Raw genomic sequence first — 13148 nt, forward strand, 5'->3', positions numbered from 1 at the left:
GATTCACACTGATCCACAGTTCAGGCGTTGCCTTTATGCACTTCCTATTGACGGAGATTGCGGGGAGCAATCGGCGATATTAATCTTCTCCCACCCCAAAGCTCCCTGATCTGTGCGGGCATTCAAAGCAAAGCCCGCCTTACATTCACGAGGAATATTCATGCGACACCGCACCATTGCAGCCTGGCTTCTGACAGCATTGGCTCTCTTTTTTTCATCAACGGCTTCGTCGGCAGCCTCGGAACCGATCAAGGTCAAAGTGTTTATCGCCGCCATGTTCGAGATCGGTCAGAACAGTGGCGATCGGGCCGGTGAGTTTCAACGGTGGTACGAGCATTACTGGAAGGATGCGAAGCCCATCGAAGTCAAAGGGGCGCTGAAACCCGTTTATTGCAACGTTGACGGTGTATGCGGCTCAGTTCTCGGCATGGGTAAGGTGAACTCCTCGGCCAGCATGCAGGCAATCATGCTCGACCCAGCCTTCGACTTCTCTAAAACTTATTACATCCTGTCCGGTGTGGCCGGCACACCACCTTCACGCGGAACGATAGGTGATGTCAGCTGGGCGACGTGGCTCGTCGATTACGATTTGGGCCATCGCTGGGCACCGGAAGAAGGCAAGCCGGGCGAACCGGTATTCATCCCACGAAAGGGATATGAAGAGTATCGTGTTTTCAAGCTTGATCCTGATTTGGTCGCAGCGGCAATGCGTTTGGGCTCCAATGCGGAGCTTCGCGATTCGCCGGAGGCCCAGGCGTATCGCATGCGTTATCCCGACAAGGCTGCGCAGGCGAAACCGGCATTGAAGACGGGCACGCATATGACCGGAGATACATTTTTCCATGGTCCCGGATTGTCGAAAGAGGCTCAGTATATAGCCAAGCTCTATGGTGCCGACGACTATCTCGCCACCGAGATGGAAGCCGCAGCGCTTGCGCTCGTTATCAAGCGGCAGCACGGTACAGACCGCATCCTCAGCCTGCGTGGTTCGGTAAACTTCGATCAGGGAAATCCGAAAGAAACCACGCTGCAGCATCTGGATCCAGCGCCGGGCGAAACGGCAGGGGGGTTTGCGGAAACGGTCGAAAACATCTACCTCGTCGGCGCTCCGGTCGTGAGCGACATCGTCACCCACTGGGACAAATGGGAAGCAGGCGTGCCAAAGCCGGAATAAGATCAGAGAAAGCGGGCTGCTCCAACGGAACGGCCCGCCTTATTTATAGCAGATCGGCTTCACCTCAGGCGTTCATGCTTTTCTTGACGGCCCGCCCCTCGCTGTTGGCGCCTTTGGGCGCGCTGTCGAGGCGCTTGAGACGCTTTTCCTCGGCCTCAATATAGTTGCGGGTTAGCGGAACGGATTCCTGTTTGTGGGCGATCTGAATGTGGAACACCATCATGTTCTGCCAGCGGAAAGCGCTTTCAGACGCAGCCAGATAAAACTCCCACATGCGGCAGAAACGCTCGTCATAAAGCGCCTTGGCCTTGTCACGATTGGCCATGAACGCTTCCCGCCAAGCCTTGAGCGTTTCCGCATAATGAAGCCGCAGGATTTCTATGTCGGTGACATAGAGGCCGGCTTTTTCGATATGCGGTAGAACCTCAGAAAGTGCCGGAATATACCCGCCCGGAAAGATATATTTGCGGATGAACGGATTGGTCGCTCCCGGCCCATCGGCACGTCCGATGGCATGCAGAAGGAAAACGCCATCCTGCTTCATTAGGCGAGCGACGTGCTGGAAATACTCGGCGAAATGCCCGACACCAACATGCTCGAACATGCCAACCGATACCAGCCGGTCAAACTTGTCGTCGATGTTGCGATAGTCGGTCAATTCGAACTTCGCACGGTCAGCCAGTCCTTCATCCTGCGCTCGCTGATTAGCAATGGCATGCTGCTCTTCGGATAAGGTTACGCCGGTGACATTGGCCTTGAGATAACGAGCCAAATAGAGCCCCATACCACCCCAGCCGCAGCCAATGTCGAGCACCTTGTCGCCCTCCTTCACCAATAATTTCGCCGCGATATGGCGCTTTTTGGCAAGCTGCGCCTCGGCGAGTGTAGCGTTTGGTGGATCGAAATAGGCGCAGGAATACTGCTTGTCCGGATCGAGAAACAGGTCGTAGAGTTCACCGGAAAGATCATAATGACTTTTGATATTGTTTGAAGACCGCGAAATCGTGTTCATCTGCTGGAAGCGGCGGAAAAAAATACGCAGCTTCGCCAGAGCTTTCATCCACGGTTCGGTCGCCGCAGTCGGTCCGGTATTCTCGAACACAACCTGAAGCAGCGTGTAGATGTTGCCGTTCAGAAAATCGATCTCGCCATCCATGAAACACTCGGCGAGTTTCAACTCCGGATCGAGGGCTACGGCCCGCTCGGCGTGCTTTGTCTTGAAGTGTATATGAACTGGTTCGCCAGTCCTGTCGCCGTACCGGGTAAGCGCACCACTAGAATCGGTGACCGTTAGGTCGCCGGTTTTAATCATATGCGAAAGAACAGTACGCATCATTCCATACATCGGCCCCATCTCCTCTTGGGGATCGAAGCAGGCGTACGTCCATGCGTTTGCATGGCAGGCGGCGGTGCATAAGTATCAGAGCCGCTCTGTCATCAGATTTTCAGGCAATATCCCCTCGGTCAATCGGCCTCGGGAGTAATGCCCAAGCAACGCGGACGTTTCCGTCAGCACCTCTCCAATCCAATACTAATATGTAGAATAAGGAGTTTTGCCGATCTGAAAAGAGAAAATGCCCGGCGGAGGCCGCCGGGCACGATCATATAAAGTTTACCACGATGGGAATGCGGACTGTCTGGCTTTGCATTCCCATAGATAATAGGTGGCTAAATTAAGCCTGATCTTCAGCTTCGTCCTCTTCGTCGAAAACTTCTTCCGACAGAGGCTGCTCTTCGATGCCGTAGATGGCTTCGATCGAGGTCAGGTCTTCACCCTTTGCCTGACGTTCGGCTTCTTCGGTCGAACGTGCGATGTTGACCGTAACCTGAACCTGAACTTCCGGATGCAGCGAAATCGAGACTTCGTGCAGGCCGATCGCCTTGATCGGATGGTTCAGTTCAACCTGGTTGCGGTGCAGGGTGAAGCCATTGGCTGAGATGATGTCGGCGATGTCACGGGTCGAAACGGAGCCGTAGAGCTGGCCGGTTTCACCAGCCGAACGTACAACGATGAAGCTTTCGCCATTGAGCTTTTCAGCGACGGCCTGAGCTTCGTTCTTGCGCTCCAAGTTCTGGGCTTCGAGCTGAGCGCGCTGGCCTTCGAACTTCTTCTTGTTGGCTTCGTTGGCACGAAGAGCCTTGCCCTGCGGGAGCAGGAAGTTACGAGCATAGCCGTCCTTGACCTTGACGGTTTCGCCCATCTGGCCGAGGCGGCCAATGCGTTCCAGAAGAATGACTTCCATTGGAGTTTCCTTTCGAGTTTCTGATTCGGTTACTGACTGTCAGCGCCCGGCATTTTCGAGACCGGCGCGCCGCGCGAAGTGTCGAAAAGTCCGAGAACCATGAAGATGAAAAGCAGGAATGCGAAGAGTATGATCGCAAAGTAAGCGAGCCACAGCGCTACCGGGCGCCACACCTTGCCGCGTGTGCGGAAATGCATAATGGCAAGACCTGACATCATGAAACCAGCGCTAAGCGCGCCTGCAACGACGGTTGCGATCAATCCGGCGCCGCCGGGAACAAATGCAACCGCAAGAGCGACCGCGAAGACGAGCAAGGCCGGGCGCGGCATACGCAGTGTTGCGGGCCAGTCATCACGCGGACGGCGCAGGCGACCCGACATGGAGATCAGGCGCTGTGCCAGATAAAGATTGCCAACGAGAATCGCGAGGCAGGTTGCCGGCTGGATTGCAGGCAAGGCGACCATCAGAAGCGACGTTACATTGCTGCGAATGTCATCGCTGGCCGTGAACTGCGGATCGGCTTCGGCAACCCGGTCGATAAGCGTATTTGCGAGTTCGCGCGCCATGTCCGGGCCAAAGCCCAGGATCGCACCGATGACGATGAAGCTGAGCGCCACCATCATGGCAAGCCGGAACACAATGTCTGAAAGCGGATACCAGACCAGAACATCCTGCGGTCCGCCGAGTTCTTCGGCTGGCCGCGCGAGGCCGGACAGATAGGCGCCGGTTGCTGCGGGAATGAAGCTGGTCAATGCCATCAGAAGTGCTGCAAGCGGGACGGCGACAACGCCGACGGCAACCGTAGCTGTGGCGGCGGCAACGATACCGGCGCTCGAACCCCAGCCAAGGGCAACAACGAAGATGGGAAGTGGTGTCAGGAAGTAGAGAACCATGGCCATAGCAGCCATCGCACCACCCTGGGCGATGACGCCGGACGACATCAAGGCCGAGGCAAGCCCCGCCAATATGCCGATACCGATAATGGTTCCATTGAATTTCATCAGTTTCGCTGTCCTGCTCCGGTCTTGCCGGTTCGTGCAGTTAGAGGCCGCTGCCCCAACTTGGGTTTTTATTACGCTTCGTTGCGCCCATCGCAATGAAGGAAAGGGGAGTGGGAGGCAATCTCTGCGAGAACGCCTCCCAGAATCTTGTTCTTACTTCACAACGTAAGGCAGCAGGCCGAGGAAACGAGCGCGCTTGATCGCCTTGGCGAGTTCACGCTGCTTCTTCTGGCTGACAGCCGTAATACGGGAAGGAACGATCTTGCCGCGTTCGGAAATGTAACGCTGCAGAAGCTTGATGTCCTTGTAGTCGATCTTCGGTGCGTTTGCGCCGGAGAACGGGCACGTCTTGCGACGGCGATGGAAAGGACGACGGGTCGGGATCTGATTGATATCAACCATGATTATGCTCCTTCACCAGCTTCGTTGTCGCGTGGGCGACGTGGGCCGCGATCACCACGGTCACCGCGATCACCACGGTCGAAACCGCCTTCACGACGACGCGGACGATCATCACCATCGCGTTCGCGACGGTCGTCACGGCGGGTGAGCATGGCCGACTGGCCTTCTTCGTGTTCTTCAACGCGAACGGTGAGGAAACGAAGAACGTCTTCGTTGATGCGCATCTGGCGTTCCATTTCGGCAACGGCTGCAGCCGGAGCGTCAATGTTTACGAGCGTGTAATACGCCTTGCGATTCTTCTTGATACGGTAGGTGAGGGGACGCAGACCCCAGCTTTCGACCTTACCGACCTTGCCGCCATTAGCTTCGAGGACACCCTTGTACTGTTCGACGAGAGCGTCGACCTGCTGCTGGGAAATGTCCTGGCGGGCAAGAAGCACATGTTCATAAAGAGCCATTGGCTTTGCCTTTCTTCTGTTACAACATGCCGACACCAACGGCTAAGCCTCTGCGACTTCTCTTTTGCCGGAAAACCGGTGAAGAAAGGACGCTCACTGAGACGATCGAGAGCGGAGACACGGGAGGCAGAAGCGCTTGTGACTCTACGGATGTTCGTGAATTTAACTGCACAAACAACCGGCCCTCCGTTCAGCCCCCAGCTGGTGCCGAGCAATGAACGGGCGGCTATTACGTGTTTTTCCCCGGCTTTGCAAGGCGCAAACCGCACAAAAACCGGGAAATACTTGACTTTGCTGCCCTCACTGAGGCACATCCCGCCAAATTGTGCATTTAATTGCAGGGCATGTCGGCGAAACGGATATCGGTTTCGACATTATCATATGCTCAAAACCAGAACGAGGCATCAATGGCGGTAGCATTTACTTTCCCCGGACAAGGCAGTCAGGCTGTGGGTATGGGCAAGGCTCTGGCCGAACAGTTCGCTGAAGCGCGCGCCGTTTTCGATGAAGTGGACGCGGCACTGGGCGAAAAGCTTTCCGCTACCATGTTCGAAGGGCCGGAAGATGTCCTGACGCTGACCGCCAATGCCCAGCCTGCGCTGATGGCTGTTTCAATGGCCGTGCTGCGCGTCATGGAAGCGCGCGGCTTTTCGTTGAAAAACAAGGTTTCCTACGTTGCCGGACATTCGCTTGGTGAATATTCAGCACTTTGCGCAGCCGGAACATTCTCGCTTGCCGATACGGCGCGCCTCCTGCGCATTCGCGGCAATGCGATGCAGAAGGCTGTTCCCGTTGGCGAAGGCGCGATGGCCGCGATCATCGGCCTGGAGCATGGCGACGTGGAAGCTGTTTGCGCTGAAGCCAAGGCATCCGGCTCGGTCCAGATCGCCAATGATAATGGTGGTGGGCAGCTCGTTATTTCCGGTTCCAAGGCTGCGGTCGAGCTGGCTGCAAAGCTTGCATCCGAAAAGGGCGCCAAGCGGGCCATCATGCTGCCCGTATCCGCTCCCTTCCATTCAACTTTGATGAGCCCCGCTGCTGACGCAATGCGTGAAGCGCTTGCTTCGGTTGAAAAGCACAATCCGATCGTGCCGCTCATCGCCAATGTGCGCGCAGCGCCGGTTACCGACGCCAACGAGATTGCCGATCTGCTGGTTGAGCAGGTTACAGGTCAGGTGCGCTGGCGCGAAACGGTCGAATGGTTTGCGGCCAATGGCGTCACCACGCTTTATGAAGTAGGTTCAGGCAAGGTTCTGACTGGTCTGGCGCGCCGCATCTCGAAGGATGTGACTGGCGCCGCCGTTGGTTCGGCTGAAGAAATCGAAGCAGCGCTTGCTGTTCTCGGCGCTTGATCCCGAAAAGTTGCAGACTTTTCGGATAAGATCATGCGATGGAAATTGAGAAGCTAAAAGGGATTTCGCATGTTTGATCTGACTGGCCGCAAGGCTCTGGTAACCGGCGCAACCGGTGGTCTTGGCGAAGCGATTGCCCGCGCTCTTCATGCGCAGGGCGCAATCGTCGGCCTGCACGGCACACGCGAAGAAAAGCTGAAAGAGCTTGCCGCTGAACTTGGTGACCGCACCTTCATCTTTCCGGCCAATCTTTCTGACCGTGAAGCCGTCAAGGCTCTCGGCCAGAAGGCGGAAGAGGAAATGGGCGGCGTCGACATTCTCGTCAACAATGCCGGCATTACCCGCGACGGCCTATTTGTGCGCATGAGCGACGAAGACTGGGATGCGGTTCTCAACGTCAACCTGACGTCGGTATTCAATCTGACGCGTGAGCTGACCCATCCGATGATGCGCCGCCGCAATGGTCGTATCATTAACATCACGTCGATTGTTGGCGTGACCGGCAATCCGGGTCAGGCAAACTATTGCGCGTCGAAGGCAGGCCTCATTGGCTTCTCCAAGTCGCTGGCGCAGGAAATCGCCAGCCGCAATGTAACGGTTAACTGCATCGCTCCGGGCTTCATCGAATCGGCCATGACCGATAAGCTGAACGAAAAGCAGAAGGAAGCGATCATGAGCAATATCCCCATGAAGCGCATGGGCGTTGGTGGTGATATTGCAGCGGCAGTTGTCTATCTGGCAAGCGACCAGGCTGCCTATGTGACGGGCCAGACCCTGCACATCAATGGCGGCATGGCCATGATCTAACCCTCCTTCTTCTCCCTATTATGGTATAAAATGCCTTAATACGGGGGCTGAAGAAGGAAAAGGCGCTTTGCCTTGCTCAAGAAGCATGGTAATGCGCCCATCGAGAATTGCGGCATTCTGAGTAGAAGTGCCGCGATCCTGTTCCGAAAGGAATATCCACAGGATGACTGTCCGGGCGGCTTCGCTCGAAACTTGGCAGACATCTTATAACTTGATTACAATCCTGCATGCCGCTAACCAAGGCAGAGCAACAAACACACAGGTCGAGGTTCCGACATGAGCGATACCGCAGAGCGCGTCAAGAAAATCGTTGTTGAACATCTGGGCGTAGATGCCGACAAGGTCACGGAAGGCGCAAGCTTCATCGATGACCTCGGCGCAGACAGCCTCGACACGGTCGAGCTGGTCATGGCTTTCGAAGAAGAATTCGGCGTTGAAATTCCTGACGACGCTGCCGAAACGATCCTTACGGTCGGCGACGCTGTGAAGTTCATCGACAAGGCTTCCGCCTAATCTGAACTTGGGCATTGGGCTGGGGTTCTCGCGAATCCCAGCCCTGCTTATTTTAAGTCGTTTCTTTCGTCTTCACGATCGGGACGCACATGCAAAATGGCCGTTCAGCGGCCTGTTTGTGAATCTGCTGGAACGCTGATCGAAGATCGTGTTCGCAATGGCAGGCTCCGGTTTCAACAATTGGAGCACCATCCCTTCCAATCAGGCCCGGACATATGTTCTGCCGGTTAAAGCCTGCGGGGCGGTGTTCGTGACATAACAAAGTTTTAAGGGGTGGATATGAGGCGTGTCGTCATCACCGGTCTTGGTCTGGTGTCGCCGCTTGCCAGCGGTGTCGAAGAGACCTGGAAGCGTCTTATTGCCGGTGAAAGCGGTGCTCGCCGCATCACGGAATTTGAAGTTGACGATCTGGCCTGCCAGATAGCCTGCCGCATTCCGGTTGGCGATGGCACCAATGGCACCTTCAACGCCGACCTCCATATGGAGCCCAAGGAACAGCGCAAAGTTGATCCTTTCATCGTTTATGCTGTCGGCGCTGCCGATCAGGCGCTGGACGATGCCGACTGGCATCCTGAAAGCGACGAAGATCAGGTCCGTACCGGTGTTCTTATCGGTTCCGGCATTGGCGGCATCGAAGGTATTGTCGAGGCCGGCTACACGCTGCGCGACAAGGGCCCGCGCCGCATTTCTCCGTTCTTTATTCCTGGCCGCCTGATCAATCTGGCTTCCGGCCATGTTTCCATTAAGCACGGGCTGCGCGGTCCAAACCATTCGGTTGTAACGGCTTGTGCAACCGGCACACATGCTATCGGCGACGCTGCCCGTCTGATCGCTTTCGGCGATGCGGATGTCATGGTTGCCGGTGGAACGGAATCGCCGGTCAGTCGCATTTCGCTGGCAGGCTTTGCCGCTTGCAAGGCGCTGTCCACCAAGCGTAACGACGATCCGACCGCAGCTTCCCGTCCCTATGACGAAGACCGTGACGGTTTCGTGATGGGCGAAGGTGCGGGCGTTGTGGTTCTCGAAGAGCTGGAACACGCACTGGCGCGCGGCGCGAAAATCTATGCGGAAGTTATCGGCTACGGTCTTTCGGGCGATGCTTACCACATCACTGCTCCGACCGAGAGCGGCGAGGGTGCCGAACGTTGCATGGTCGCTGCCCTGAAGCGCGCTGAAATCACGCCGGACCAGATCGATTACATCAACGCCCATGGCACGTCGACCATGGCTGACACTATCGAGCTCGGCGCTGTCGAGCGGGTGGTCGGCGATGCTGCGTCGAAGATTTCGATGTCCTCGACCAAGTCGGCTATCGGCCATCTGCTTGGTGCTGCCGGTGCAGCCGAAGCGATTTTCTCGACGCTTGCCATCCGCGACAATATCGCGCCGGCGACGCTCAATCTCGATAATCCGGCTGTCTCGACGAAGATCGATCTGGTTCCGCACAAGGCGCGTGAACGCAAGATCGATGTGGCTCTGTCGAACTCCTTCGGATTTGGCGGAACCAACGCTTCGCTGGTCCTGCGCCGATACTCCTGATCAGTATCGCTGAAAATAGAATATCGAATTTAAAAAAACGCGGGGATTTCTCCGCGTTTTTGCCAAAATAAAACCGGATGCGATGTTTAAAATCGCGAACAGCGGTTAGTGTGGTCACGACTCCGAAGAGTTTCAGCCACTCTGACGAAATAAGTGCAAAAAGCCGTTCTGGGCGGGCATTCGGCACAATGTGTCGGGAGGTTCGCCAAAATAGATAGACAGAGCCGTTCTCGTGGTTTGGTTTGAACCAACGAAATACTCTGGACCGAGGTGATTGAGTGAATTCAGAGGCGCCATCCGGAACACCCCCTGCAGACGAGCAGCCCAAGGGCGCGACGCAGGAAACGAACGCGACTTCAAAGCCGTTCGTGCCGAAATCCGCGTCTGAAGCTCTGCGGCCCGAGCCGGGAACGCCGCCGCCGCGCAAGCGTTCGCGCCATGCGCGCAGCCAGATCGTCGTTTTCATGAATTTCATGCTGTCGCTGGTCGTGCTTGTTCTGCTCGGCGCGTCGGCCTTGTTCTATTTCGGCAAGATGCAGTTTGACGGACAAGGTCCGCTTACTGCCGAAACGACGTTTCTCGTCAAGCGCGGCGCTGGTATCGCCGAAGTTTCCAACAGCCTGGAAAATCGTGAAATCGTCAGTGATGCGCGTATTTTCCGCTATGGGATGCGGACGCTCGGTCATGAAAATGATCTGAAGGCGGGCGAATACGCCATTCCGGCGGGCGCTTCGATGCGCGATGTGATGAATATCCTCATCAGCGGCAAATCCATCATGTATCCGCTGACCATTCCGGAAGGTCTGACGGTCAAGCAGATTTTCGATCGTATCTCGGCTGATCCGACACTGGTTGGTGACATGCCGAAGGACATGCCGCCGGAAGGTTCGCTCTTCACCGATACGCTGAATTTCACGCGTGGCACGACGCGTTCGGAAATCATCGATCGTATGGTCGCCTCCCAGAAGAAGCTCGTGGACGACGCCTGGGCAAAGCGTGGTTCCGACCTGCCGATCAAGGACAAGAACGAATTTGTGACGCTGGCTTCCATCGTTGAAAAGGAAACCGGTATCGCGTCGGAACGCCCGCATGTGGCGTCGGTCTTCGTCAATCGCTTGAAGAAGGGCATGCGCATCCAGTCCGATCCGACCATTATTTATGGCCTGTTCGGCGGAGCTGGCAAACCTTCTGATCGGCCGATCTTCAAGTCGGACATCGAAAAGCCGACACCTTACAATACCTATGTGATCAACGGTCTTCCGCCGACGCCGATTGCCAATCCGGGCAAGGCTGCGCTGGAAGCTGTCGCTAATCCGCTGGATACGGAAGACCTCTATTTCGTTGCCGATGGCACGGGTGGCCATGTGTTCTCGAAGACGCTGCAGGAACACAACGCCAACGTCCGTAAATGGCGCTCCGTGGAACAGCAAAAGAATATCGAGCAACAGAACAATAGCGGCAGCAATACAAACCAAAGCGCGGGGCAGTAGCTTTTCGCTACGGCTTTGGTGGGTTTGAGAATGTGTAACCGAAGCCGGTGTTCGCCACCGGCTTCGGATTGGTTTTTAGAGTAAGTCCGCACTGTCGCGGGCGTGAGTTGAGGGGGATGGAACGCATGGCGCTCCAAAGCATGACCGGTTTTGCACGCCATGCCGTGCAACATGCCATGGAAGGCGGAGAAGCGCGCATCGTCTGGGAAGTGCGTTCCGTCAATGGTAAGGGGCTCGACCTTCGGCTGCGTTTGCCGCAAGGCCTTGAAGCCGCCGAACATCCTGTACGCTCCATGCTGGCGCGTCATTTTTCGCGTGGCAATTTTCAGGCAAGCCTCAGCGTGGAACGCAGCGAGGCACAGGCCGGTTTCAGTATCAATCAGGCCATGCTCGCCGAGATCCTGAAACTCGGTGCGGATTTGCAGGCAACGCACGGACTGGCCCCCGCCAGCGTAGACGGCATTCTTTCGTTGCGCGGTATCATCGATCAGGCACAGATGGCTGATGACGAAGACGAGCGCGGCGGACTGGAAGCCGCTGTCGTCTCAGGTTTTGAGGAAACGCTGAAAGCAATCGCCGATGCCCGCAAGCAGGAGGGCAAGGCTCTTTTCACTATTCTGTCCGCGCATGTCGATAGTATCGAGCGCCTGACCGTGAATGCCCGCTGCGACCCGTCGCGGAGCACAGACGCGATCAAGGCCCGTCTCGCTGGACAGGTGGCGCTGCTGATGGATTCCGCACGCGAGCTTGATGAGACGCGGCTCTATCAGGAAGCGGCGTTTCTGGCGACCAAGGCCGATATTCAGGAAGAGCTTGACCGGTTGGAGACCCATGTGGCATCTGCCCGCAAGCTTCTGGCGGATGGTGGCCCCGTCGGGCGCAAGCTCGATTTTCTTTCACAGGAATTTAATCGTGAAGCTAATACACTGTGTTCCAAATCGAATGCAGCGTCGATCACAGCCATCGGTCTGGAACTGAAGGCAGTCGTGGACCAGTTTCGCGAACAAGTACAAAATCTGGAGTAACAGGTATCATGGCCATCTCTTCGGTTGAAAATGGCGTCGCACGTAGAGGCTTGATGGTGGTGATCTCGTCGCCATCCGGAGCCGGTAAGTCCACCATTGCCCGGTTGTTGCTGGAAGACAAGAAGATGAACCTCTCGCTGTCGATCAGCGTGACGACGCGCCAGCGCCGCCCGAGCGAGATCGAAGGGGTTCACTACCATTTCAAGACGATCCGCGAGTTTGAACGCCTTCGTGACAATGATGAGCTGATTGAATGGGCCGAGGTCCATGGCAATTTCTATGGCACGCTGCGCGAAACGGCTGAGATCGCGCTGGCCGACGGTCAGGATATGCTGTTTGACATTGACTGGCAGGGTGCAGACCAGTTGCAAGCAAAGATGCCAGCCGATGTGGTGTCGATCTTTATTCTTCCGCCCACCATGCGCGAATTGCAGCAGCGCCTGAACCGTCGCGCGGAAGATACGGCGGATGTCATCGAGACCCGTTTGCAGAATGCGCGTTTTGAAATCCAGAAATGGGTGAAGTACGATTATATTGTCATCAATGAAGATCTTGATCGCTCCTTTGCGGCCATCAAGTCGATCATTGAAGCTGAACGTCTTCGTCGTGACCGCCGCCCGGGTCTGTTCGATTTCGTGACCGGTTTGCTGGAAGAAAATCCGGGCATATAAATCGAGACCCGGTTTTTACGCGAATCTGACGACTATCCGATCTGTTTCGCTCACGAGGCGCTTGAACGCTTCGAGAAACGGCTTGCCGCCGCGTGTTTTCAATTTGCCCAGAGCTTCGGAGTTCCTGAAAACGAGTTCGCATTCACCGGGCCAGCCTGGACCTTGCCATTGCACAGCGTCCCAGAATGAGTCGAGTGTGTAACCGAATGATTCCGGGTCTTGGGCTGGAACAGCGGAAAGATACCGCCGCCAAAGATCGTCAGGGTTTTCTATCCCGGCACAATCGATTTCGTAAATCGGCAGCATATCAGTCCAGCAGGATCAGCAGGCCGTCCACCATGCCGAGGACAAGAATGAGTGTGCCCATCGTGATGGCTGTCACGACCAGCATACGCTTTTGCCGGTCACGTTTTTCCGTTCGCTTGCCCGTCCAGTCGTAAGGCGATTCAGGCATTCCTCTCTCCAGATCGGCC

General features: G+C 56.1%; 14 protein-coding genes. 8 read left to right on the forward strand and 6 right to left on the reverse strand.

What is annotated here, in order from left to right:
* The first annotated feature begins 160 nt into the window (after positions 1–160).
* Positions 161–1174, forward strand: coding sequence for a purine-nucleoside phosphorylase (locus LJ361_RS02595; protein ID WP_264812591.1), 1014 nt, complete (start codon positions 161–163; stop codon positions 1172–1174).
* A 64-nt stretch (positions 1175–1238) separates the two neighbouring features.
* On the opposite strand, the gene LJ361_RS02600 is transcribed toward LJ361_RS02595, so the two are convergent.
* The 5 genes from LJ361_RS02600 to rpsF all read right to left on the reverse strand — a co-directional run bounded on the left by LJ361_RS02600 (position 1239) and on the right by rpsF (position 5278).
* The gene (locus LJ361_RS02600) at positions 1239–2519 is read right to left on the reverse strand and encodes an SAM-dependent methyltransferase (protein WP_151691254.1); all 1281 of its coding nucleotides are present in this window, start codon (positions 2517–2519) and stop codon (positions 1239–1241) included.
* 328 nt (positions 2520–2847) lie between these two features.
* On the reverse strand, positions 2848–3417 hold the full coding sequence (gene rplI / locus LJ361_RS02605; protein WP_012090836.1) for a 50S ribosomal protein L9: 570 nt from the start codon (positions 3415–3417) through the stop codon (positions 2848–2850).
* Between the two features lie 29 nt (positions 3418–3446).
* Entirely contained in the window at positions 3447–4418 is a 972-nt protein-coding gene (locus tag LJ361_RS02610; protein ID WP_012090837.1) for a DUF2232 domain-containing protein, read from the reverse strand.
* Positions 4419–4571: 153 nt separating this feature from the next.
* Entirely contained in the window at positions 4572–4820 is a 249-nt protein-coding gene (gene rpsR, locus LJ361_RS02615) for a 30S ribosomal protein S18 (protein ID WP_006466219.1), read from the reverse strand.
* Between the two features lie 2 nt (positions 4821–4822).
* Entirely contained in the window at positions 4823–5278 is a 456-nt protein-coding gene (gene rpsF / locus LJ361_RS02620; protein WP_010658387.1) for a 30S ribosomal protein S6, read from the reverse strand.
* Positions 5279–5685: 407 nt separating this feature from the next.
* On the opposite strand from rpsF, the gene fabD reads away from it, so the two are divergent.
* From fabD to gmk, 7 genes are all read left to right on the forward strand, one after another.
* Entirely contained in the window at positions 5686–6630 is a 945-nt protein-coding gene (fabD, locus tag LJ361_RS02625) for an ACP S-malonyltransferase (RefSeq protein ID WP_043062669.1), read from the forward strand.
* Between the two features lie 69 nt (positions 6631–6699).
* Positions 6700–7437: a 3-oxoacyl-[acyl-carrier-protein] reductase gene (fabG, locus tag LJ361_RS02630; protein WP_264812598.1), complete on the forward strand. Its 738-nt coding sequence runs from the start codon at positions 6700–6702 to the stop codon at positions 7435–7437.
* A gap of 276 nt (positions 7438–7713) precedes the next feature.
* The gene (locus LJ361_RS02635; RefSeq protein WP_002963616.1) at positions 7714–7950 is read left to right on the forward strand and encodes an acyl carrier protein; all 237 of its coding nucleotides are present in this window, start codon (positions 7714–7716) and stop codon (positions 7948–7950) included.
* A gap of 279 nt (positions 7951–8229) precedes the next feature.
* Positions 8230–9489, forward strand: coding sequence for a beta-ketoacyl-ACP synthase II (fabF, locus tag LJ361_RS02640; protein ID WP_010658390.1), 1260 nt, complete (start codon positions 8230–8232; stop codon positions 9487–9489).
* A 278-nt stretch (positions 9490–9767) separates the two neighbouring features.
* Positions 9768–10979, forward strand: coding sequence for an endolytic transglycosylase MltG (gene mltG, locus LJ361_RS02645; protein ID WP_010658391.1), 1212 nt, complete (start codon positions 9768–9770; stop codon positions 10977–10979).
* A gap of 125 nt (positions 10980–11104) precedes the next feature.
* Complete coding sequence (locus LJ361_RS02650) at positions 11105–12004, forward strand: YicC/YloC family endoribonuclease (protein WP_010658392.1); 900 nt, start codon at positions 11105–11107, stop codon at positions 12002–12004.
* 8 nt (positions 12005–12012) lie between these two features.
* Entirely contained in the window at positions 12013–12675 is a 663-nt protein-coding gene (gene gmk, locus LJ361_RS02655; protein ID WP_010658393.1) for a guanylate kinase, read from the forward strand.
* Positions 12676–12982: 307 nt separating this feature from the next.
* Here the strand turns inward: gmk and LJ361_RS02660 are convergent, their stop codons facing one another.
* Positions 12983–13129, reverse strand: a complete 147-nt coding sequence (locus tag LJ361_RS02660) for a hypothetical protein (protein ID WP_192799029.1) — start codon at positions 13127–13129, stop codon at positions 12983–12985.
* Positions 13130–13148 lie beyond the last annotated feature (19 nt).

Origin of the sequence: Brucella sp. JSBI001 (assembly GCF_026014005.1) — a bacterium.
Taxonomy (GTDB): domain Bacteria; phylum Pseudomonadota; class Alphaproteobacteria; order Rhizobiales; family Rhizobiaceae; genus Brucella; species Brucella anthropi.

What these genes read in the sequence shown, in the direction of transcription:
- rpsF (WP_010658387.1), bottom strand. Translation starts at nt 5,278, where the DNA reads ATGGCTCTTTATGAACATGTGCTTCTTGCCCGCCAGGACATTTCCCAG.
- LJ361_RS02635 (WP_002963616.1), top strand. Translation starts at nt 7,714, where the DNA reads ATGAGCGATACCGCAGAGCGCGTCAAGAAAATCGTTGTTGAACATCTG.
- gmk (WP_010658393.1), top strand. Translation starts at nt 12,013, where the DNA reads ATGGCCATCTCTTCGGTTGAAAATGGCGTCGCACGTAGAGGCTTGATG.
- LJ361_RS02610 (WP_012090837.1), bottom strand. Translation starts at nt 4,418, where the DNA reads ATGAAATTCAATGGAACCATTATCGGTATCGGCATATTGGCGGGGCTT.
- rplI (WP_012090836.1), bottom strand. Translation starts at nt 3,417, where the DNA reads ATGGAAGTCATTCTTCTGGAACGCATTGGCCGCCTCGGCCAGATGGGC.
- LJ361_RS02595 (WP_264812591.1), top strand. Translation starts at nt 161, where the DNA reads ATGCGACACCGCACCATTGCAGCCTGGCTTCTGACAGCATTGGCTCTC.
- fabG (WP_264812598.1), top strand. Translation starts at nt 6,700, where the DNA reads ATGTTTGATCTGACTGGCCGCAAGGCTCTGGTAACCGGCGCAACCGGT.
- LJ361_RS02660 (WP_192799029.1), bottom strand. Translation starts at nt 13,129, where the DNA reads ATGCCTGAATCGCCTTACGACTGGACGGGCAAGCGAACGGAAAAACGT.
- rpsR (WP_006466219.1), bottom strand. Translation starts at nt 4,820, where the DNA reads ATGGTTGATATCAATCAGATCCCGACCCGTCGTCCTTTCCATCGCCGT.
- LJ361_RS02600 (WP_151691254.1), bottom strand. Translation starts at nt 2,519, where the DNA reads ATGTATGGAATGATGCGTACTGTTCTTTCGCATATGATTAAAACCGGC.
- fabF (WP_010658390.1), top strand. Translation starts at nt 8,230, where the DNA reads ATGAGGCGTGTCGTCATCACCGGTCTTGGTCTGGTGTCGCCGCTTGCC.
- LJ361_RS02650 (WP_010658392.1), top strand. Translation starts at nt 11,105, where the DNA reads ATGGCGCTCCAAAGCATGACCGGTTTTGCACGCCATGCCGTGCAACAT.
- fabD (WP_043062669.1), top strand. Translation starts at nt 5,686, where the DNA reads ATGGCGGTAGCATTTACTTTCCCCGGACAAGGCAGTCAGGCTGTGGGT.